At 40.0% G+C, this 19,035-nt stretch carries 15 protein-coding genes; all 15 read right to left on the bottom strand.

Annotation, left to right across the window (positions count from 1 at the left end):
• Positions 1 to 8: 8 nt before the first annotated feature.
• Positions 9 to 1,778, bottom strand: coding sequence for a glycoside hydrolase family 2 protein (locus tag COJ96_RS10435; RefSeq protein WP_098572878.1), 1,770 nt, complete (start codon positions 1,776 to 1,778; stop codon positions 9 to 11).
• On the bottom strand, positions 1,775 to 2,545 hold the full coding sequence (locus tag COJ96_RS10430) for a sugar phosphate isomerase/epimerase family protein (RefSeq protein WP_098572877.1): 771 nt from the start codon (positions 2,543 to 2,545) through the stop codon (positions 1,775 to 1,777). The genes COJ96_RS10435 and COJ96_RS10430 overlap by 4 nt, the downstream gene beginning before the upstream one ends.
• Positions 2,546 to 2,614: 69 nt before the next feature.
• Positions 2,615 to 3,673: a Gfo/Idh/MocA family protein gene (locus COJ96_RS10425; protein ID WP_098572876.1), complete on the bottom strand. Its 1,059-nt coding sequence runs from the start codon at positions 3,671 to 3,673 to the stop codon at positions 2,615 to 2,617.
• A 22-nt stretch (positions 3,674 to 3,695) separates the two neighbouring features.
• A complete protein-coding gene (locus COJ96_RS10420) occupies positions 3,696 to 4,709 on the bottom strand; it encodes a Gfo/Idh/MocA family protein (RefSeq protein WP_098572875.1) in 1,014 nt (337 codons plus the stop codon).
• 22 nt (positions 4,710 to 4,731) lie between these two features.
• Complete coding sequence (locus tag COJ96_RS10415) at positions 4,732 to 5,535, bottom strand: DeoR/GlpR family DNA-binding transcription regulator (protein WP_098572874.1); 804 nt, start codon at positions 5,533 to 5,535, stop codon at positions 4,732 to 4,734.
• Positions 5,536 to 5,575: 40 nt separating this feature from the next.
• The gene (locus COJ96_RS10410; RefSeq protein WP_098572873.1) at positions 5,576 to 8,047 is read right to left on the bottom strand and encodes an alpha-mannosidase; all 2,472 of its coding nucleotides are present in this window, start codon (positions 8,045 to 8,047) and stop codon (positions 5,576 to 5,578) included.
• Positions 8,047 to 9,870: an MBL fold metallo-hydrolase gene (locus COJ96_RS10405; RefSeq protein WP_098572872.1), complete on the bottom strand. Its 1,824-nt coding sequence runs from the start codon at positions 9,868 to 9,870 to the stop codon at positions 8,047 to 8,049. The genes COJ96_RS10410 and COJ96_RS10405 overlap by 1 nt, the downstream gene beginning before the upstream one ends.
• Positions 9,871 to 9,897: 27 nt before the next feature.
• Positions 9,898 to 11,271, bottom strand: a complete 1,374-nt coding sequence (locus COJ96_RS10400; protein WP_098572871.1) for a beta-N-acetylglucosaminidase domain-containing protein — start codon at positions 11,269 to 11,271, stop codon at positions 9,898 to 9,900.
• A 40-nt stretch (positions 11,272 to 11,311) separates the two neighbouring features.
• Positions 11,312 to 12,232: a class II fructose-bisphosphate aldolase gene (locus tag COJ96_RS10395; RefSeq protein WP_098572870.1), complete on the bottom strand. Its 921-nt coding sequence runs from the start codon at positions 12,230 to 12,232 to the stop codon at positions 11,312 to 11,314.
• Between the two features lie 30 nt (positions 12,233 to 12,262).
• Complete coding sequence (locus tag COJ96_RS10390) at positions 12,263 to 13,777, bottom strand: FGGY-family carbohydrate kinase (protein WP_098572869.1); 1,515 nt, start codon at positions 13,775 to 13,777, stop codon at positions 12,263 to 12,265.
• A 38-nt stretch (positions 13,778 to 13,815) separates the two neighbouring features.
• A complete protein-coding gene (locus COJ96_RS10385; RefSeq protein ID WP_306460586.1) occupies positions 13,816 to 14,727 on the bottom strand; it encodes a carbohydrate ABC transporter permease in 912 nt (303 codons plus the stop codon).
• Positions 14,724 to 15,626: a carbohydrate ABC transporter permease gene (locus tag COJ96_RS10380; protein WP_180230056.1), complete on the bottom strand. Its 903-nt coding sequence runs from the start codon at positions 15,624 to 15,626 to the stop codon at positions 14,724 to 14,726. Before COJ96_RS10380 ends, COJ96_RS10385 begins: the two co-directional genes overlap by 4 nt.
• A gap of 134 nt (positions 15,627 to 15,760) precedes the next feature.
• The gene (locus COJ96_RS10375; RefSeq protein ID WP_098572867.1) at positions 15,761 to 17,098 is read right to left on the bottom strand and encodes an ABC transporter substrate-binding protein; all 1,338 of its coding nucleotides are present in this window, start codon (positions 17,096 to 17,098) and stop codon (positions 15,761 to 15,763) included.
• 226 nt (positions 17,099 to 17,324) lie between these two features.
• Positions 17,325 to 17,942, bottom strand: coding sequence for a YesL family protein (locus COJ96_RS10370; protein WP_098572866.1), 618 nt, complete (start codon positions 17,940 to 17,942; stop codon positions 17,325 to 17,327).
• A gap of 85 nt (positions 17,943 to 18,027) precedes the next feature.
• Positions 18,028 to 19,008 carry a Gfo/Idh/MocA family protein gene (locus tag COJ96_RS10365; RefSeq protein WP_098572865.1) on the bottom strand — a complete coding sequence of 327 codons (981 nt, stop codon included), beginning with the start codon at positions 19,006 to 19,008 and terminating at the stop codon, positions 18,028 to 18,030.
• Positions 19,009 to 19,035 lie beyond the last annotated feature (27 nt).

The raw sequence follows: 19,035 nt of genomic DNA, 5'->3' as shown, positions 1-19,035 counted from the left end.
TGTCATCGTTATTCAGCAAAGGTCAGCTTCCTACCCTCATTTATATTACGAATGATATTGAGATCAACTTTAGCCTGTCGGTCATAGGTTAATAGTCCATTGATTTCTTGCTCGATGTCTGTGAATTGGGTATAACAAAAACCTTGGACTAGTGGAGACTCCAACAATGCCGAGACCACATGATAGTACCGTCTAATAAAATCATCAGCATTTGATGCTGCGGTATAACCCCACCCCTGCCAGTCGCTTTTCTGATAGGCGATTCCGCCAAACTCCGTTATCATAATAGGCTCATTATGATATTGAAAGCCGTTTACATATAAAGAACGATCCGCTGGAGTATACTTTAAGACATTCTCCAATGCTGAATAACGTTCTGTTAGAACTTCCTTTTCCCCTTCATAGTCATGAATGGTCAGGATATCTGAAATGGTATGCTCCCAGCCATCATTTGAAATCACTAAACGGGAGGAATCGATCGATTTTGTTAAGGAATACATGCTGACTAAATGATGGGCTTGGCGCGGATCCCTTTTTAGTCGCGGTACTCCCCAGCTCTCATTTAACGGCACCCAGGCAACGATAGACGGATGGTTATAATCCCGTTCAATAGCTTCTTGCCATTCCGAGGCCAAACGTTTTACTGACCTGTCTGTAAAGGTATGACTATTGGCCATTTCCCCCCAAACCAGCAGTCCTAATTGATCTGCCCAGTATAAGTACCGCGGTTCCTCAACCTTTTGATGCTTTCTGACCCCATTAAAGCCCATTTCCTTCGTTAATACGATGTCTCTTTTTATATCTTCATCTGTTGGGGCTGTTAGCAGGCCTTCAGGATAATACCCTTGATCAAGGACAAGTTTCATATAATATGGCTTATTATTGAGCTCAATTTTTCCATCCTGTATAGATATTTTTCTCATCCCGATGTAGCTTTGCACTTTATCTAAAAGTACATCATCTTCTTTGAGACGGAATTCTACATGATAAAGATGTGGAGTTTCTGGACTCCATAACTTACCTTCGCCGTTTGCAAAATCCACAAGAGAAACTATGTGCTTGTTTTTCCGTTGAACCAAATGAACTTGGACCTTATCATTGACAACAATTTGGCCATGGGATGTAATTTCGATTTCAAGTTCTTGTTTGCTCTTCCTATTTTGGACAATATATTCTATCGAAACTTCACCTGTATCAATATTCGGAGTAAGTTTCACACGGTCAAGGTAGGATGGACTTACCGGCTCAAGCCAAACTGTCTGCCAAATACCTGTTGTTCTTGTGTAAAAGATTCCGCCAGAATCGACTTCCCAATATTGTTTCCCCCGCGGCTGTTCCAAATCAGTGGAACTATCCTCTGCCCTTACAACTACTCTATTTTCTCCGCTAATTAGAGCGTCAGTAATATCGGCATAAAACGATGTATGCCCGCCTTCATGGGCACAAACAAATCTTCCATTAATCCAGACTGTTGCCCGGTAATCAACCGCTCCAAAATGAAGATGGATCTTTTTTTCCTGCCATTCTTCAGGAATGGTAAAGCACCGTTCATACCAAACAACATCATGGAATTCTTTCGTTTCAATACCGCTTAATTTTGATTGAAATGCATATGGAACGATAATTTTATTAGAAAAATGGTGATTTAAATACCATTCTTCTCTTAAACCACGATTATGATCATCAAAATCAAAGTTCCATGGTCCGTTAAGATTGAGCCATTCATTTCTTGTGAAATCTGGTCTTGGATATTCCGAGCGGGGAGTTAGTGATGTCATTTTATCGCAGCCTCCGCCAGTAAATGTTTAAGAGTGTCTACATTTATCGCAAGACTTTCATAAGGATCACCTTCAAATTCTTCCTGCTCAACTGTGAACCACTCCACACCATATTCATTCGCTGCTTTAATAATAGAGGCATAATCAAAGATACCCCTGCCAACTTCTGTGCCGGCCTTCTTACCGTTTACAATTTTCATGTCTTTGATATGGAGTGACACGACTCTATCTCTATACTTTCGAATAATTTCTATCGGGTCATATTCTGCGAAACTAGCCCAATAGCAATCTAGTTCCATTTTTACCAAATCAGGCTCTGTGTTACCAAATAGCAATTCAAGACCCGTTCTATCTCCAAATTTCTCAAATTCAAAGTCATGGTTATGATAACCAAAAATGAAGCCCGCTTTTTTGCATGCTTCCCCAATTTTGTTTAATGATTCTGCTGTTCTCTTATAATCATCAGCGGTCTCGCGCATTTCCTTTGGAATAGCCGGGCAAATAATTAAGTTATTTCCAATGGTTTGATGATAGTCAAAAATATTTTCTAATCCTGGTTGTAATAGTTGGTGAATCCCTACATGTGCACCGGCAGACGCCATTTCATGTTCATCTAATAGCTGTTTAACTTTTTTGGCTGGAGTATTATAAAAGCCTGCAAATTGAATACCTTCATATCCAAGATCAGCTACTTTTTGGAACGTTCCCAAAAAGTCTTTTTCTGCATCTTTCCAAACAGAAAATAACTGTAAGCCTATTTTACTCATTTAACAAACAACCCCTTTTTTTAAAGCAGCGGTTAAATTTCTTTAACCGCTGTTCTTTGATTGGACTATTTATACAGTTACATCTTCACTTAATTTAATTGCTTCGCCCTTTTCTGCTGACTCATACAGTCCATTAATGATTTTCTGAAGGTAGACACCTTGTATACCTGTACTTATCGTTTTTGTTCCTTCTAAACACGAATCTACAAATCTCTCAAGTTCAAGTTCGTGCCAGTCTCTCTTAGGCAAATGAGAAGGGGTAATATCTATTAAAGTATCATGCTTTTCTTGATAGATTTTCAGTGGAAACACATCTGCTCCCCCTTTATCCCCCATTAAGGAAACATTCATCACATCATGCTTTTCCACATTCGCAGCAAAAGCAGTCTCTAATAAAATTGACGCCCCATTTTTAAACGTGATCATGCCACGTGCCATGTCTTCCACTGAGAAGTTTTCCCAATCCCATGTTCCCATGAGACCTACTCCTTTTTTGTTGCCAAGCTTCTGATACGTCACACCAAAAACAGTATCCGGCTCAGGATAACCCATCAAATATAAAGCGGTATCCAACATGTGAACCCCGATATCAATTAAAGGTCCCCCGCCCTGAAGTTCTTTATTTGTAAACACACCCCAGCCTGGAATTCCCCGGCGTCTCATAGCCGTCACACGTGCAGCATATATTTCCCCTAGTTCTCCTCCATCAATAAAGCGCTTTAACACTTCTACATGTGGAGCATGGCGGAAGTGGAACCCATAAGTTAAGATTTTTCCAGCCTTTTCAGCGGCGATGGCCATTTCCTCAGCTTCTTTTGCTGTCATAGCCGGCGGCTTCTCGCATAAAACGTGACAACCTTCAGATAATGCAGCCATTGTTGCAGGATAATGGTATTTATTTGGTGTACAAATACTTACCGCATCTATTTGAACGCTTTGAAACATTTCTTCATAGCTTGAAAAAACATGTGGAATATTAAATTCTAATGCCGCCTTGTCAGCCATTTCTTTCACAACATCACAAATTGCAACAATCTCTACCTTTTCCCCGCATTTTAAATAGTTTGGAATATGGGCACCCGTTGCAATACCACCAGCACCAATAATGCCCACTCTTAATTTTTTCATTGGATTTCCCCCTAATTTATTCCTATTTTTTCACAGTCAATATTTCATCTTTTTCTACTCTTCGACCTTGTGTTTGTGATAGGATTGCGGCTTGATTGATCAATGTTAATCCCTGCACATCCTTCTCTGTAATGGATGGAATTTTTCCTTCAATAATGGAGCTTATCCATTGTTCCATTGGCAAAGGCAGTGCGGTTGGCAAAGTATCAGGTGTATGCCACCCCTCACCCAGTTGTTTAGATTTTAAGCGGATTTTATCATCTTCTATTAATAATGCTCCTTCTGTTCCATACAATTCTAGCTGGAAAGGGCTTCCACTAGAAAGAAACCCTGTTTCAATTGTTCCTAACGCTCCGTTTTCATACTCGATAATCGCCACTGAATTAACATCAACTTCATTTTCCGATTGTGGCTGTAAGCGAGCTATCACAGCTTTTACTGGTCCTGCCAGGCGGTTCGTTAAATAAATCGGATGGGCACCAAGGTCAATAAATGCACCTCCACCGCACTCCTCTTTATTAAAAAAGTGCTTAGGCAGCCAGCCGTTTGGATTCCCCTCTAAAGGAACCGCACCATTATGTGCAAGCCGGCATCGAATAGACGTTAGTTTCCCTAATAGCCCTTCATTTAGAACTTGTTCTGCATATAAATAATAATTCTCAGTTAGCCGAGGCAGCGAAACCATCAGCTTTACCTGATTCTGATTCACTGCTTCATAGATTTCATTACATTCCTCTACTGTAAAAGCGAGTATTTTTTCAGTAAAAATGTGCTTTTTATATTCAGCTGCCAGAATAATAATCTCTTTATGGAGGTTTGTCGGTGTATCTACAATAACGGCATCAATTTCTGGGTCAGCCAAAACTTCCTTTAAGTCTGGTTCAAAAGGTACAGTAAGTTGTTTCGCCCATTCTTGACCACGTTCCACATTTTCATCCCAAACGACCTTAATTTGAATGTGTTCATTTTGATTGGCTTGACGTGCGTAATCGTCTGCATGGACATGCCATTTACTTAACAAAGCAACATTAACCATGGGATCTCCTCACTTTTAAGCTTTATATTTCATTTATCACTTCTGATACCGGTACAACAATCACTTCAACGCCCTTTTTTTCAATTTCCTTAAGGATATCTTTATCGGCGAGTTCACTAGTAATAAATATATCTATTTCATTAAAATTACAAAAAGAGGTTAACCCTGCCCTTTGAAGTTTACTATGGTCAGCTACTACTACAATTTTTTGTCCTGAGGAAACCATTGCCCGTTTAATTTCTGCTTCATACAAATCAGAACTTGTAAAACCCTGGCGCAGTGAAATCCCTGATGTTCCTAAGAATACATAATCGGCATTGTAATTTTGTAATTCAATTTCTGCCTGTGGACCAACCAGACTCATTGAATTTCGTCTTAGTTTCCCGCCTAATAAGTAAATCGAGGCAGTTTCATCTTTGCTGCATTCTTCTGCTACATCCATGGCATTAGTAATAATCGTTAAATGACTATTTTCCGGTAAGTTTTTTCCCACATACCAGTTGGTTGACCCTGCATCAAAAATAACAATTTGCCCTTCCTTTATTAATTGAGCAGCTGCTTTCCCAATCGAATCTTTTTCATGTGAATATTGTAGTTTTCGTTTATTAACTGGAGGAATCAGGGAATGATTCTGATACTGTTCTTCTTCAATCAGGATGGCTCCCCCATAGTTTTTCTCTGCAATTCCTTCTTTTCCCAGCTGGGTGAGGTCCCGTCTAATCGTTTCCTCGGATACATGCAATAATTCGACTAGATCAGAAACTTTTACACTTTTATTCTTTATCAATAGTTCTTTAATAACCTTCCTGCGCTCTGCCACAATCATTTTGAAATACCCCTTCTTGCTCAAATAATTACTCTTTTTCTTAATCTTCCCATTCCAGTAAATTGTTTTCAACTATTGGTTTGGATGGATCTTTAGGAATACGGAATGTCTTTATTTCTGATGGCTTAAACTCCGAAGTGATTGTCCGGCCCCACTTAGGAAGACTTATGACGGCAACTGTAGCTTCATTGGAGGTTTCATAAACCCGCAGAATGAGGTCTTCATTATCCTCCGCTTGCTTGATCACACTGACAATGACATTTTCCACATCTACAGACAAAAAGGAATCTTTTTGTGGCAGTGATCCTTTATGATAGCTCTCAATAATCGAAATAGGTTTTTGGTTTAACTCAGCCGCTCGTTTTACCGTACCCGCTGTTTCCCAATTCCCTGTATGAGGCAAAAGTGAGTAGGTAAATCTTTGAATTCCCTGATCAATAAATGAATAGGATTGGTTTTCCTCCGGAACGATTGGGTCATGGTGTGCATAGATAGGGCTGCGCAGAACGGTCACACTCATTTCCTTGTTATGTATATCAAAGCTGTATTTCCCGTCATTTAATAGGCTTAAGCCGTAACTTTCCCCTGTTGAAGGATGGGTTCCAGAGATATCAATCCAATTTTGACCCGGTTCTTCTTCCCCATTCCCCTCTCTTACAATATGTCCATACGGAATTTCATAGGTTGATTTTCTAAAAATCAGATTGACTGGAAACTTCAGTTTTAGTGCTTTAAATTGTTCCTGCCAGTTTATTGTGCAATGAACATCAATCTGGCCAAGCTCCTGGTACATTGTAAAGTCTTGGGCCAAAATAGATTTCCCATATTCACTGACCACGCGAATCACAGATTTTACAGGCCCCTGTTCCACTAGTTTTACACTTGTTGCTTTAAATGCACCTGCTTTTTCATTAAATCGAAGGACATTGTGGGACCAGGTGTCACTCTTATCGTGGATGACGACTGGTCTTGCTGCTGGTCCGCTTAGTAGCTCAAGGTTCTTTTGTTTATCAAATAAACTCGTTACAAAGCCGGTATGTGAATCGATTTCAACCCTGAAATGAGCATTTTCTAAGAATGCTTCACTTGCTGGGAGCGATGGGAATTCTTTACCTTCATGACGGCTGACAATTTTATAAACCCTGTATCCCATTGAAGGAAGGTCGGCAATGAAACTAACCCGTGAACGTCCTCCGGCTGTAGCCTGGGATTGAACCGTCTGCATCGCAATTTGATTACCCTCTTCATCTACTAAAATATCGCTTGACTTTAATCCGCCTACTTCCTGTTCAACATTCACCTTGCTGTTCCATGAATGAGGATTAAAGATCACAAGAGGCTTCATTCCTTTTTCTTCTTCTATATTAATTCTCCACGATAACGATTGAATCGCATAGTTTACTCCTCTTTTGGCGATTGACATCGCTTCCCCATGCATATCTCGTGCATCATCATATGCAGCCTCTAAACTAGTTCCTGCTAATATGTCATGGAATTGATTGAACAATACATTTTTCCACGCCAGTCCGTATTCAGAAGATGGATAATTTTGACCTGTGAGCCAGTTCGCCAGAGACGAAAATTTTTCTGCTTTGATCAGTGCATTTTCTGCTTCTCGGTTCCATTTTTTTATTCCAGAATGAACGGAATAGCATCCACTCGCATGGTGCTGAAGGTCATCATGAACTACCGGGAACGGAAGATTCTTATTCATGAGCTCATCAAAAAATTTATTAGGTGTGCTGAATACAAGATTCGGGTATGATGGGTCTTCATTTAATTGTTTAATGCTTTCGATATTTTCTTTTGTCGGCCCGCCGCCATGGTTGCCTACACCGTAAAAGGTCATTAAATCATTAAATGGTGCTTTTAATTCATCTGCATTTCGGCGTATATGTTTCTTGAGTTCCTTGCCCCATGTGCAATATTCAAATGGAATACGGTAGGATAAAACACGTGATCCATCATCTGATTCCCACCAGAATAACCTTCCAGGCAGTCCTTTTTCCTGCGGACTTGGACGCATGAAAATATAATAATCCATGCCGCTCTTCTTTAAAATTTGCGGAAGCATTCCATGATGTCCAAAGCTGTCCACATTATAGCCAACTTTTGCCGTCACCCCGAATTTTTCTTCGAAATAACGCTGCCCATACAATCCCTGGCGGACAAAGGATTCTCCGCTTGGTATATTGCAATCAGGCTGAACCCACCAGCCTCCAACAATTTCCCAGCGTCCTTCTTTAATGCGCTGTTTGATTTCTTCAAACATTTGCGGTTCGTTGTTTTCAATCCATTCATAGTTTGCAGCGGAACTATTTGTAAACACAAATTCCGGGTACTCCTTCATTCTGTCAAGGGCCGAACGGAATGTTGCTTTTGTCTCCTGAAACCCTTCCTGCCATTGCCAAAGCCAAACTGGATCCAGATGAGCATTTCCAATCATATGTAAAGTCTTCACTTTTGTTTTTGGCAGTTGTTTTTCTTTTTCAGCAATCGTTTTTTCTGTCATTAATGGTCTCCTCCTTCAGCAGGCAGATTATTAATTGTAACCAGTGCTTCAGCATGCTGCCCAAAATGATGTTCCCCTATGGTTAGATCAACGGCTATTCGTTCTCTATAGCCTTGGGTTTCTATTGGAACTGTCATGGATGCCGTAAATTGTATGGTTTCCATGCTTGTTAATTTCGCTTTGAAATCACTATTATCGACCTGCCAGTTGGTTGGTGTGATCATCTTTGCTAATACCTCTTTTTCTTCATAAAACGGATTCTTTATTTCGACCGTTACCGAAAAAGTATCACCTGTCTGAACCATCGTCTGGTATGGATGAATAATGGCTCCAAATCCATCTGCCCCTAAATCCAGTTCATCTAATGGCAAAAGGTCACGATGAAGTTGTTCAAGCACCTTCCCTTTTTCTTCAATTAGTTGAAGAAATTCCTCAGTAACCACTATTGGCTCCCAATGCCCTGAAATGAGAAGATCTGGTTGTAATTCTCTATAAAGCTTGGCACTATCTATGTAATCCCAAATTCTAAATTGGTTTTGATACACATAATTGAATTGTCCATCCTCCCCTTGATATTGGTCTCCGATTGCAAGAACTCGTTTTCCATCAATGATAAATTCAATAACAGCTGCATATAAAGTATGACCTGGCTGCTCATAAAGTGTGAATTCGTACTCTTCCCACTTAATTTTTTGTTTTAACGGCAGCTGTCGATTCACTGGGATTGGATCATACCACAAACATGGTAAGTTAAACTTTTCAGGATTTTCGAGGACATGGGAAAAGTTTTCAGGGCACCAAATTTCCGTTCCCTCGATATCCCTCAATAAGTTAAGACCTGCCACATGGTCATCATGGTAATGAGTCGGGATGACTACATCAATCTTTTCCACCCCATATTGTTCTTTTAACTTCGAAAGTGTGTATAACCAAGGCCTCCTTGAAGCTCTGTCACTTCCAGCTGCAATCCCTCCTATAAAATCGTAGCCAAAATCAATAAACAGGGCTTTGCCGCTTTTTGATAGGATGACGTATGCATTGGACATGCTTGTTTTGTTAAATAACAAATGCGGTGTAATTTCTTCATAGGGGTTTTCCCTCAATTTGAGTAACCTTGGGTTATGATTTCTTTGATTCATTAATTTCACAAGTCGCCCAATAAGGAGGTCAATTGCAACTGAAGGGTGCTCCATTAATTGCCCATGTGATGGCAAAAGCAGGTCGGGGGTTCGGTCTTTTATATCCAAAAGGGAAAGAACACTTAATGCAATCCCCTCTCCACCGTTATACGTCCATTGGGTAGCAGACAAGGACCAAACTTTGCCAGGTCCATAAATTAAATCACCAGTAAATGCGGTTCTCTTCCCCTCTATTTCTGCTATGACAGTAATCGAACCAACGGTATGTCCTGGAGTAGGAATAATCGTAAAAGCTATCCCGTTAATCACATGTGAGGAATAATCTTTTAACGAGCCATAAACAGGCACTGATTGCAGAAGGGAAAAGCGATCCTGCCGCATATTGTAGTTATTTGTGATCGCTCGAGCCTTCCAATGTTCATCGATATGATGAAATAGGTCTTGTTCTGTATGAGGCACCCAAATGCGTATCCCTTCCTGGACTGCACTATGCAATCCCTGAACTTGGTCCCGGTGATGATGGGTTATAAGAATATCTGACACGTTGTCAACTCCGATTGAACCCAGGTGTTGAAGAACATTCCCATCCCCAAAGTCAATTAAGACCGCTTTTTTTCCGGTCTTGATCACGTAGACATTACATGTATCTTCATATAGGAAAAGATTTGTTGAGATTTTTTTCATCTCTCTATACAACTCCCATTATTGTCTTTAATTAAAGATATTGCTTTTTTTCTTATCTACTTTCGTCTCAACAAACTCAATTAATGGGAGTAGTATGCTTCCTGCATATCTTTTCGGATGATTCCGTATTTCACCGGCCGACTCCTTAAGCCAATTGAGAGGAGCAGTAATATCTTCGTTGTTTTCCAAAGCCCTTAAAACCGTAATGGCCCTTCTCCCTGCCCATGCCATGCTTTCCATCAGTTCAATCCATTGAACCAGATTATTACGCAGGGCATAATTAGACATTCTGTATTTAAGATGGTATCCGGCTTCATCAAGTGAATCCAAGTAGTCAAACAGCTTTTGGACATCTTTGCTAACGGATGCAGTTTCACCTAAGTGAAGGCTAGAAAGTGCTTTTTGAACTAACTGTTCCAATATTGGTGCTTCCGGATAACCAAGACAAGAGAACAATGAATTCTCAGCGAAGAGTTTGATAGCTTCATAGTTTTCATTACCAGCGATTGTTTTCAATGCCTTTTCCCACGATGACCAGGGTTCATAGCAAGCTGGATTTTTAAAATAATCCGCAAAGGTTAGCAAAGCTATTTTTGAAGCCTCAGCCTGACTCATTGTATTGACGATAAACCCTTTACACACATGCGGAAGTCTGCCGTCACGTCCGGTAATTGGACCGATATGCATCTCATTTGTCATCGCTAAGTCATTTACAGGATAGTTATCCCAAATAATCGGTTTTCTTTGTACTGCTGCTGCAAATTCAGCAGCAGCTTGTTCGGATATAGTTTCAGAACAAATCTCTGGACCTGTATAAAAGATATCAATCTCTTGGTCTAGTTCTTTTCCAAGTTCATGAATATAGTCACTAAATGGTGCCTTCCCGTGATAATCAGTAGGACAAAGTGATAATTTACATGATTGATCCAGCGATTTTAACCAAAATAGCAATCTGTTCGCGATATGTATATGTGCCCCAGCATAACTGTTAAACATTCGCTGTTCTTCTTCATGATGAAATTCAGCAGCAATGTCATCGAGCATAATCATAAAATGCCTGACTCCAATATCATAAAATGCTTTATACTTCGTGGTAATCAAGTGGAAATCTTCTTCGGATGCATAATTGATTGAAACACCAGATCCGAGCGAGTAGCAGAATTCTACTCCATGGTTCATCGAATGTTTCACCGTTTCTGCAAATTGTTCCATAATGAAATCGGGATATGGCTCCCGCCAGCGGGCACGATGCTGGCGGTCATTTTTAGGTCCATAAATGTATAGATTAAAGTCATTCTCTGCAATAAAAGAGATTAAATTATTCCGTTCGGGAGCCGTGTAAAACAAACCATAAAAACCTTCAATGACCCCTCTAACTGGAAAATAGGATGTGTCTGTCATTTAAGTCCTCCTTTATTAAGTAGTTTAATTGCTCCTTTTATTAACCCTGAAAGTTTTCTGCCTGATTTGAACTGCCCAGAAAATGCTGAATTTTTTCAATTACTGTTGCCTCAACGGCTTTTTGCGCCATTTCTAACTGCTCGTTTGATAGTGATTTGCATTCCTCGTTTGTCATCCGTTCTTCTTTTCCTAGCGATTTTAGAAGGGAAATCTCCAAATCTGTTGCAATATTCACTTTACTAACACCGCCATTTGGAAGCTTCGTAGCTGCAATAATCATCTCAGCAGGTACACCTGATCCACCATGAAGAACTAAATGAACCGGTGTTAATTTCCGAATGGCTTTTAGTCTCTCAAGGTCTACCTTTGGCTGTCTAACAAGATAGACACCATGGGCCGTACCGCATGAAACCGCCAATGCATCACAGCCAGTTTCATTTACAAACTGCAAAGCCTCAGCTGGATCGGTGTAGAGCTCCTCATCCTTGTCAGTTTCCACAAAATCAGTTGTTCCGATTTTTCCTAACTCAGCCTCTACGGAAACACCTTTCGCATGGGCATAGTCCACAACCTTTTTGCTGATGGAGATATTTTCGGCTAACTCGTGCTCCGAAGCGTCAATCATCACGGAAGTAAACCCAGCCTCAATCGCATCTTCAAGAACAGAGATTTGCTTTGTATGGTCAAGGTGAAGAACGACCGGAACTGTAATACTCTCTTCTTCGACTGCTCGGTAAAATTCTTCTGCGAATTCGAACGGAGTAATGCCATACCGTTCTAATTCTTTTTGTGAAATTTGGACAATTAACGGTGATTTTGTTTTTTCACCCGCCCTTAAAACAGGGCGGATCATAGGAGTATACCGTGGAGAGAAAGAGCCAATCGCATAGCCCTTTTTTTCTGCTTCCTCCAGGGCTTCTTTTAACGTCAATACATTGATTAAATCTGTTTTATTAGTCATCATCATAAGCTCCTCTATTTATCTAATTACTCATTCATTTGTTAGGGACGATGGAAAACGGCGATAAAAATTCCGTAGTTGTTCCTGCAGCCCCATATACCCTTCTTCATATAAGTGTTTATATTCCTGATGGAATTCCTGATTTGGCACTATTTCCTTGCTGTGCGTATAGCGGACTGCCGAAACCGCCTCTTCCTCGCTCTTATAAACCCCGATGCCAATTCCTGCTGTTATAGCAGCGCCAAGCATGGTTGCTTCATTAATTTCTGGGATAGTTAACTGGCAATTGGTGATGTCTGCTTTTATTTGCATCCAGTATTTATTTTTCGTCCCTCCGCCAACTGAAGTCATTCGGTTTATCCGATATCCAGAAATCCTCTCAGCAGATCTGCGAATTGATTCCAATTCATACGCTGTCCCCTCCATCATTGCTTTCAAAAGATCTCTCCGTTGATGAGATGTCTTGAGACCAATGAAAGCCCCTCTTGCGTATGTGTCTGGCTGCGGTGAGCCGCTTCCGGACAAGTATGGATAATATAAGATACGTGACGGTCCTGCTTTTACATTAGAAGAGAGGATCATAATTTCTTCGTAGGTCATTTTTTGATCTGCGAATTGTTCCCTGAACCATTCAATCGAACCTCCGGAGGCTGAAATTCCTCCCATCCAAAAGAGGCGGTTCCGGACGATATGACAGCCGAAGGTCATACCTGAAGCGTATTCTATATCTGTAAGCTGCCTTTTCTCAAACGCACCTACCATTGTCTCGGCGGTTCCAATTGAATTAAATACATTACCTGGATTGACAGCACCAACGGCAATGGCAGCAACAAGGTGGTCATGACCTGCAATAGCAACAGGAATTCCCGGAGAAAGTCCTAGATGGTCACACACTTTTGATTGGGTCAGACCCATTAGTTTTCCACTTGGCATTGCTTCTGGAAATAATTGTTCCGGTAACCCAAAGTGCTTTATCCACGGTTGGTCCCATGTTAGTTGGTCAATCCGGAACGCATAGGTCCTTGCAGCCAGGGTATAATCTGTCGCAAGATTCCCGGTTAGCAAGTAGGCAATATAATCTGATGCCGAAAGCCAGACTGCCTCTTCCAAAATATCCTTATCCTGTTTTTTCAATTGTAATATTTTTGCCAGCCCGTACTTGTAGCTATTATGAAGACCTGTTTTTTGAAAGCGATCAAAGGGTCGATCCTCTTTTGATATTTCCTCTGCTTCGGTTTCCGCACAGCGGCTGAACCATGGAATGAAATTCGTTCTTGGTCTTCCAGTTCTCCTGTCCAACAGTAGACCAGTTTCGGCCATACTAGTTATACCGATAGCCGAAACCTTTTCCTCACAGCCGGATAAAATCTCCTTTAGACAGCTTGCAATATTTCTCCAAATTTCTGATGGAGAGAAAAACGGTTCACCTTGTTGGTTATAGTGAGTAATAGTTGGACGAACAGCAATTTTTAGGATTGATCCATTTTCTTGAAAAAAACCCGCCTTACAATGTGTTGTCCCAATATCAATACCAAGCAATCCCATTGTCTAAACAATTCCTTCCACTTTTTCCTTGTACACCTTTATCCTTTAGACCCAGCTGTTAAATTCATTCCCTCGATAAAGTAACGTTGGAAGAAGAAGAACAGCAGGATAACCGGTAATAAAACCATGATTGATCCAGCCATCAAAAAGTTCCATTGGGTGTCATTTTGTCCTTTAAACACTTGCAAGCCAAGCTGCAAAGTATACATTGATTCATCATTTAAGAATAATAATGGTCCAAGAAAATCATTCCATGCGCCGTTAAAGGAAAAAATTGCAACCGTAGCAATGGCTGGTTTGGCAAGCGGAATGATGATTTTCCACCAGATATAAAGATGATTAGCCCCATCTATTTTGGCTGCTTCAATTAATTCATTTGGTATCGTCAAAAAGAATTGACGAAGTAAGAAGATAAAGAAGGCACTTCCAAAGAAAGCCGGGAGAATTAATGGAATATAGGTATTTAGCCAACCCAATTTGGCATAAAGCACATATTGAGGAATTAACGTAACGAAACCAGGAATCATCATCGTTGCCAGCACTACTGCAAACAAAAAGTTTCGTCCTTTAAACTGAATTTTGGCAAATCCATAAGCGATGAACGAATTGGCGAGAACATTCCCTAGTACAACGAAACTTGTAATAAATAAAGTGTTCCAAGTGTATCTAAAAAAGGATCCCTTTTCTAAGGCAATACCATAGTTTTCCCAGTGCCACTCTTTTGGGATAAAGGTTGGCGGGTATGTCATAATTTCTTTCATATCTTTTAAAGATGTGGCGAACATCCACCAGATTGGCGATAATATTAACAAGCTTCCAAGAATGAGGATGGTTAAGATAATGCCTTGACCTACTTTTTTCTTGAATCGTAAACTTTTAAAATAGTTATCTTTTTCTTGGACGACTTCACTCATTTGTGTTCCGCTCCTCTTTTGGACCACTTCGCTCATTTTTGATCCTCCCCTTCATAATGTACCCAGCGTGGGGCAAGCTTTAGGTTGAATACCGTTAACACGAGGATGATGATAAATAAAACCCACGACATCGCCATCGCGTAACCCATATCGAAAACTTCAAACGCTTTGTTCCACATATGTAAATTATAAAAAACTAATGAATTTGCCGGCCCGCCATCTCCACTTTCACTCATTACATAAGCTTCTTGGAAAATTTGGAACGCTCCAATTGTACTAGTTACAAGATCGAAAAAGATAACTGGTGTAATCATAGGCAGGGTAATATGAAAAAACTTCCTAAATGTACTTGCCCCATCAATCTCTGCTGCTTCATACAGAGAAGGTGAAACACCTTGTAGACTTGCCAGGTACAATAGCATACCGCCGCCGACACTCCACATTTTCATAAAGATTAATGCGTTCTTTGTCCAAGATGGATCCGTCAGCCATGCCGGTCCTTCAATTCCAACAAAACCAAGCAATGTATTAACCAATCCTGTGGAAGGACTCAGTAATTGCATCCAAAGTAAATAGACACCCACACCAGATAAAACCGCCGGCAAATAGAAAATCGTTCGAAATACTCTCATTCCCCGAACACCTTGATTTAAAAGAACAGCGAGCAGAACAGCACCAGCTGTTGTTAACGGTACAGAAACGACGACAAAATAGAGGGTATTTCGCAGTGAAAGCCAAATTATCGGGTCATTTGTAAACATCTTTTTAAAATTATCCAGCCCGATGAAATCCATACTTGAGGTGATATTATAATTGGTAAAACTACCATAGAGGGAAAATAGTAGTGGTCCTGCAAGGAAAAATAGAAAACCAATTATCCATGGAGCAATAAAAAGGTATCCTTGGAGACCTTCCTTTCGCTGTAATGAAACCATTGTCTTTGAGTGTTTACTATTCCTTTTTATATCTGATTTTCCTAAAATCTTTGGTTCCATTTGAATCATCCCTTCTTCCCAGTTTAAGCAATCAGGGAGCGAATTGATGTCACTCCCTGAAATACTGCTTAAAACTATTTGTTATTCTTAACCAGCTCTTCTACCGCTTTTTGTGCATCATCCAATCCTTCTTTCGGTGATTTTTTCCCTAATAGAACGGACTCAATCTCTGGCTGGATTAAATTGATATAATCTGGTGCTTCGATTGGTGTTGGCGTTAGCAAGGTTTGTTTCATATTTTCATTCGCTAATGAATATACCTTCTTGCCATCCTCTGTAAATTCTGTACTGGTAGAAGCTTTTTCTGCTGCTTCTTTGTTTGCAACAATATCAAAGTTTTTAACCGCCCAGTATTCTTGTGCCTGAACATCCGTTAAATACTTCAGGAATTCCCAAGCTTCATCAGGATGTTTCGCTCCCTTAGGAATCTCGGCGACAAATCCACCGCCCCAGCTTTCATTACCTGTTCCTGGTTCCATTTCAGGCAGTGGCGCCACGCCAAATTCCATACCTTCACCATAATCTCTTATTTTTGTGAAGAAATTTGCATTATCAGTAGTCATAGCCAATTTACCAGCAACAAATGGATCTGCTGTTTGCTCACCAAATTCAGCTTTAAAGTTATTAATTGTTTTATCACCGTAATAATCATAGTAATTTTTCATCCAAGTTAACGCTTTTACATTAGTTTCATCATTGATAACTGCTTTATTTGCATCAAAGTCCCAGTAACCTTTTCCGTCTGCATTGATCATCCAGACATCTGCTCCGATTCCCTGATTTGGCAAGTAACCGATTCTTTCATATTTATTGCCTTTTTTCACATCAAGCTTTTTACCCATTTCTTCTAACTCTGCCCATGTTTTTGGTGGTGTATTTGGATCAAGACCTGCTTCTTTAAACATTTTTTTATTCCAGAATAGTAGACGTGTATCTGTGTTAAATGGCAATGCATATGGATCCCCTTTATATAGACTTGCATTATAAAGTTCTGGGAAGAAACGATCTTTAACTGCTGGGTCCTTCTTTAAATATTTTGCTAGATTTGTATTTTGATTGTTTTTCGCACGGTGGCCTACTGCATTGATATCATTTATGATTAGGTCTGCAGGATTTCCGGCAGCAATGGATGCTAAGTTCTTAGTCCAAACATCTCCCCATGGCAGATATGTATGTTTGACTTCGATTTTATCCTGAGATTTATTAAAATCATCAATAATTTTTTCAATAATTGGACGGCGGGTTTCAGATCCCCAAAAAGTCCAAAAATCAATTACTACTTTTTCGCCATTCTTAGATTTACTTCCACTTTCATTTGCACCGGATTCTTTGCTTGAACAGCCAGTTAGGATTAAAGAAAAGCTCATGGCTAGAATTAACAGCGTCATTAATGTTTTTCTTACTGTCTTCATTCAAAATCCCCCTTGAAAATTTTTTAATTGGTCGCAACCTCACATTTCTGTTCAACTAGATTTTGTAAACTTTCTCTCCTTCCGTGTTTTTTCATAGAATTATTTAAAGATTATGACTGTTATTGTGGAATTTGTTACTGTTTTTGTGAGGTTTTGTGGACTTATCCCTATTATTATATGAATGCGTTTACAAGTCAATCATTTTTGAATATTCTATTTATATTTTTTATAAGTTTTCATCAGCCTCTTTTAAGGTTATTTTTGGCAGTCTATTTATGATATAGTGTGCTGAAACAGTACTAATTAGTGCCGTTAAACTTGCTATTAATAATACTCCAATGCCAGTAACAAACAACAACAGTAATAGAATCAACAAAAAACCACACGACATGAGAAAAGTGATAACAGGCTTTCGTACTCCCAGCATGAAAGAAAAAAATAGAGTCTTATACCATGGATATTCATAGCGAAGAAATACAGGAAAACTATACGAAACAGCAATTAGGAATAACAAGGTAAATGCTAATACGGCAACTCGAATAATTTCTGTCATATCAGAAATTGCGTTTCTTAGGATTAAAAGATCAACAAATAGCAGCCCGCCAATAATCACTATGGAAAGTCCAAGTGGATAGCTTTTAAGGAATAACCTTTTGAACTCTCGAAAAAAGACCTTAAAGTCCGGCTCATCTTGATCCTCTCTAACCAATCTGTCCATTACTCCAAACATTGCTGCTGTGGCAGGAATAATAGTAACAATAGGGAGTGAAAATAATAGCCAAATAGCGTTCAGAAATAATAGTCTCCACAGCCACTCCATTATAAATAACAGTGTTCTACGCATAAAAACGCTCTCCTTAAAAAGACTTAATGATCATGGAAACCCAGGGTGCCTTTATCTTGCGAGTGACACCCCTGGTTATACTAAACTATTTAACTAAGTTTTTTGTACTTAACTCGAGGGCATCACTTGCTTTTAAGGCAACATCAAGAGATTGAATACTATCTTTATAAGTAGAGAGAACAAAGGAAGGATTCTTTTCTTCTATCGCCTTTGCAAATGCCGCTAACTCCCGCTGGTATAGTGCATTTTCATCCGATTGAAAGGAAATAGGCTCTCCTTCTACCTTTCCGGTTACACTTCCATTGACAAGGTCCAGTACTAAATGGAGTTGGTCCGAGATGAATTCAATTTGTGTAAAGACATCTGGATAGGACCAAGTATGTGTATGATTCTGCAAGATTCCATTCTGGTATTTCATTGATAGATTAAAACTATCTTCAACAGTAAAGTCTTCGCCTTTTGGCACAACGAGATTGTCTTGATAACCTGTTACTCGCTCCACTTCTCCAAGCAGGTAGCGCGACAGATCAAAAATATGAATGGCCTGGTCAAATACAGGGCCTCCCGATATTTCTTTATTAAAGAACCAGCGCGGCCAATTTGGACGAAGCGCTAACCCATCAAGCATGGCACTGCGAACCAGGGCAATCCTTCTGCCTTTAATCAGCTCTTTTAAATAGGCGACAGCAGGGCTGTACCTGTACATAAACCCCACACTATTAATGACACCGGTTCGCGCTAAAATATCTTCCACCTTTTGTGCCATTTCAAGACTTTTTGCAGGCGGCTTTTCAATAAAACAGTGGATTCCCCGCTCCGCGGCTTCACGAACAAGAAATTCCCGGACCTCTGGCGGAGTACAGATTACTACTCCTTCAGGCTTGCTTTCTTCCAGCATGTCCACATAACTGGTATAGCCCTTCACAGCAAATTTATTAACTGCTTTTAGAAGTGTTTCTTTATTTAATTCACAAACACCAACCACTTCAATTTCCGGCATATTCTTCATCGTGCTTAAATGCCCTTGGCCTTGCCAGCCTGTGCCGACCACTGCAATTCGTACCATGATTGCATTCCTCCTTACTGATATTAA

The sequence above is a fragment of the Bacillus sp. AFS073361 genome (assembly GCF_002567005.1).
Classification (GTDB): domain Bacteria; phylum Bacillota; class Bacilli; order Bacillales; family Cytobacillaceae; genus Neobacillus.
This window is presented reverse-complemented; position numbering and strand designations above follow the sequence as displayed.

Coding starts and splice junctions, on each gene's coding strand:
- COJ96_RS10435 (WP_098572878.1), bottom strand. CDS start 1,778: ATGACATCACTAACTCCCCGCTCGGAATATCCAAGACCAGATTTCACA.
- COJ96_RS10405 (WP_098572872.1), bottom strand. CDS start 9,870: ATGAAAAAAATCTCAACAAATCTTTTCCTATATGAAGATACATGTAAT.
- COJ96_RS10415 (WP_098572874.1), bottom strand. CDS start 5,535: ATGATTGTGGCAGAGCGCAGGAAGGTTATTAAAGAACTATTGATAAAG.
- COJ96_RS10370 (WP_098572866.1), bottom strand. CDS start 17,942: ATGCGTAGAACACTGTTATTTATAATGGAGTGGCTGTGGAGACTATTA.
- COJ96_RS10430 (WP_098572877.1), bottom strand. CDS start 2,545: ATGAGTAAAATAGGCTTACAGTTATTTTCTGTTTGGAAAGATGCAGAA.
- COJ96_RS10385 (WP_306460586.1), bottom strand. CDS start 14,727: ATGAGCGAAGTGGTCCAAAAGAGGAGCGGAACACAAATGAGTGAAGTC.
- COJ96_RS10400 (WP_098572871.1), bottom strand. CDS start 11,271: ATGACAGACACATCCTATTTTCCAGTTAGAGGGGTCATTGAAGGTTTT.
- COJ96_RS10395 (WP_098572870.1), bottom strand. CDS start 12,232: ATGACTAATAAAACAGATTTAATCAATGTATTGACGTTAAAAGAAGCC.
- COJ96_RS10390 (WP_098572869.1), bottom strand. CDS start 13,777: ATGGGATTGCTTGGTATTGATATTGGGACAACACATTGTAAGGCGGGT.
- COJ96_RS10380 (WP_180230056.1), bottom strand. CDS start 15,626: ATGGTTTCATTACAGCGAAAGGAAGGTCTCCAAGGATACCTTTTTATT.
- COJ96_RS10365 (WP_098572865.1), bottom strand. CDS start 19,008: ATGGTACGAATTGCAGTGGTCGGCACAGGCTGGCAAGGCCAAGGGCAT.
- COJ96_RS10375 (WP_098572867.1), bottom strand. CDS start 17,098: ATGAAGACAGTAAGAAAAACATTAATGACGCTGTTAATTCTAGCCATG.
- COJ96_RS10425 (WP_098572876.1), bottom strand. CDS start 3,673: ATGAAAAAATTAAGAGTGGGCATTATTGGTGCTGGTGGTATTGCAACG.
- COJ96_RS10420 (WP_098572875.1), bottom strand. CDS start 4,709: ATGGTTAATGTTGCTTTGTTAAGTAAATGGCATGTCCATGCAGACGAT.
- COJ96_RS10410 (WP_098572873.1), bottom strand. CDS start 8,047: ATGACAGAAAAAACGATTGCTGAAAAAGAAAAACAACTGCCAAAAACA.